Here is a 2,699-nt window from a genome sequence, read left to right on the forward strand (position 1 = left end):
AAAGGGCTACCTCCAACATCTGCTCTAACGAGGCCCTATGCGCTCTGGCAGCATTGGTCTACGTAAGTGCTCTGGGCAAGGAGGGCATGCGTAGAGTAGCCGAGCTTTGCCTTGAGAAGGCCCACTATGCGGCCGATCAGATAGCTGCACTTACCGGGTATGAGCTGCCTTTCAGCATCCCTTTTTTCAAAGAGTTCGTGGTTAAGTGCCCCGAGGATCCGGCAGCCATCAACCAGCGTCTGCTGGAGGGCGGAATCCTGGGCGGACTGGACCTGGGTAAGTTCTACCCGGAGATGAAAGGACACATGCTCGTCGCCGTCACTGAGAAGCGGACCAAAGAAGAAATAGACCAGCTAGTGGCAGAACTGGAGGGATCGTCATGAAGATAGTCGAGCCTCTCATATTCGAGTACTCAAAGCCCGGAAGGCGCGCCCATGACCTGCCGGAGCTGGACGTCCCTCGTAAAGGGACGGAGAACCTCTTGGGTTCGGAATGGCTTCGGGATAAGCCAGCCGAGCTACCAGAGGTTGCCAAGGTAGACCTGGTCCGGCACTTTGTGAAGCTGTCACAGATGAACCATGGGGTTGATGTGGGGTTTTATCCCCTGGGTTCATGCACCATGAAATACAATCCCAAGATCAACGAGAATGTCTCGCGGCTGAGTGGGTTTAGTGACCTTCATCCCTACCAGCCGGAAGAAACCGTCCAAGGAGCTCTCGAGCTGATGTACAGGCTGGAGCAGTACCTAAAGGAGATCGGCGCCCTGGCACGCGTCAGCATGCAACCCGTAGCAGGAGCCCACGGTGAGTTGACTGGGCTCTTCATCATCCAGGCCTATCACCGCAAAAGGGGTGAGCATAGAACCAAGGTTATAATTCCAGACTCCGCCCACGGCACCAATCCGGCTTCTGCAACCATTGGCGGCTGTAGCGTGGTGGAGGTCAAGTCAGATGAGAGAGGTGGGGTGGATCTAGAGTCATTGGAGTCAGTCCTCGACGATGACGTGTCTTGCCTAATGCTTACCAACCCTAACACCCTAGGTCTGTTCGATGAGAATATGCACCGGGTAGCGGAAATGGTTCACGAAGCCGGTGGTCTAGTCTACTACGACGGCGCCAACGCTAACGCTATCATGGGTGTGGCCCGGCCCGGAGAGACAGGGTTTGACGTAGTTCACTACAATCTCCACAAGACCTTCGCCACGCCACACGGTGGCGGCGGGCCCGGCTCGGGTCCGGTGGGAGTCGTGGAAGAGCTGGTACCCTTCCTGCCGGTGCCCCTGGTGGACTACGATGGAGAGAAGTACTTCCTCAAGTACGATCTCCCCCATTCCATAGGCCGGATGCGTTCCTTTTACGGCAACTTTTTGGTAGCAGTGAAGGCCTACGCCTACATCCGAACCATGGGCGGCGAGGGACTGCTGCAGGTATCAAAGGACGCTGTCCTCAGCGCTAACTATCTGATGAAGAAGCTCAAGGACTACTACGACCTGCCCTTTGACCGGTTCTGCATGCACGAGTTCGTACTGAGCGGAAGCCGGCAGAAACGCCAGAACGACGTGAGGGCGCTGGATATTGCTAAGAGGCTTCTGGACCATGGTATCCACCCGCCGACAATCTACTTTCCGCTGATCGTGGACGAGTGCTTGATGGTGGAACCCACTGAGACCGAGAGCCTGGAGACGCTGGATGAGTTTGTCCGCGTAATGGTAGAGATCGCCCGTGAGGCCGAAAAAGAGCCCGAAGTGCTCAAGGAAGCACCTCACAGGACTCCGGTGGGCCGGCTAGACGAGGCTACTGCAGCTAGGAAACCTAATTTGAGGTGGAAAAGAGAAGATCAAGAGTGATCAGAGTGTGAGTTTGAGACTCACTGGTACCACTGGTAAGCTATAAGTGTACTAAAGGAGACGCGCTCCATAAGAGCGTTCCTTACAAATCTTGAAGGAGGCTAATCTATCCAAACGAGAGAGATCATGAGGCGCGGAGATGCCCTGCAGACTATTCAGCGCGGTGAAACGCTGGCAGACGCCGCCAGGAAAATGGAGGAGCATAGGGTAAGCGCGCTGCCGGTGGTGGATGAAAACCGCCGTGTAGTTGGTATAGTTTCCGAGCGTGATGTGGCTAGGAAGAGCGAGCAGGAGTGCGAGACTGAAAGCCTGAAGACGCTCCAGGCACCCCTAGTATTCCTTTCGCGAGATACAAGCGCCGAGGACCTTAGCAGGTTGGCTCAAGGATTCTCACAGGTCGGACGGACGCGGGTCGAGGAAGTTATGACAAAAGATGTCATTAAGGTAGATGAAGAAGATCCTGTGGAGACGCTCCTTCAGCAGATGGATGAAAGAGAGGTTAACCACATCCCCGTAGTTAGAGGAGAGAACCTGACGGGAATTGTTGCCAGACAAGATATAGTATCCGGCTTAGCCAATCTTTCCAGACAGAAACCGGACCTACTCTAGGTCAGGTAACTGAAGGGATCTAGGGAAGGAGCTGATGGCTGCTGGCCCACCATCCCTCGATTACCAAGTATGGACATTGCTCTTAAGAGTGAGAGGCAGGTGCTAGCTGGATACCCCCCTTCTTAGCTAGTCCGGGGTGCAGTACGTTGGGTGCTGCACCCCTGTTCTCTGCTCTCTACCGTGCTACGTATTGAGACGCACTCGTCCAGTTTTTGACGAACTTCTTCGTAGGTTGATCGCCCAT

2 protein-coding genes and 1 pseudogene are annotated in these 2,699 nt (G+C 54.9%); all 3 read left to right on the plus strand.

Going from position 1 to position 2,699, the window contains the following annotated elements; genetic code table 11:
* A pseudogene (locus QZP87_RS15125) lies at positions 1 to 383 on the plus strand (glycine dehydrogenase); the annotation flags it as partial.
* On the plus strand, positions 380 to 1,846 hold the full coding sequence (gcvPB, locus tag QZP87_RS15130) for an aminomethyl-transferring glycine dehydrogenase subunit GcvPB (protein WP_291323760.1): 1,467 nt from the start codon (positions 380 to 382) through the stop codon (positions 1,844 to 1,846). The pseudogene QZP87_RS15125 and the gene gcvPB, both read left to right, overlap by 4 nt.
* Positions 1,847 to 1,972: 126 nt before the next feature.
* On the plus strand, positions 1,973 to 2,455 hold the full coding sequence (locus QZP87_RS15135) for a CBS domain-containing protein (RefSeq protein WP_291323761.1): 483 nt from the start codon (positions 1,973 to 1,975) through the stop codon (positions 2,453 to 2,455).
* Positions 2,456 to 2,699 lie beyond the last annotated feature (244 nt).

This window comes from Desulfonatronospira sp. (assembly GCA_003563255.1).
Taxonomy (GTDB): Bacteria; Desulfobacterota; Desulfovibrionia; order Desulfovibrionales; family Desulfonatronovibrionaceae; genus Desulfonatronospira.

What these genes read in the sequence shown, in the direction of transcription:
- gcvPB (WP_291323760.1), top strand. Translation starts at nt 380, where the DNA reads ATGAAGATAGTCGAGCCTCTCATATTCGAGTACTCAAAGCCCGGAAGG.
- QZP87_RS15135 (WP_291323761.1), top strand. Translation starts at nt 1,973, where the DNA reads ATGAGGCGCGGAGATGCCCTGCAGACTATTCAGCGCGGTGAAACGCTG.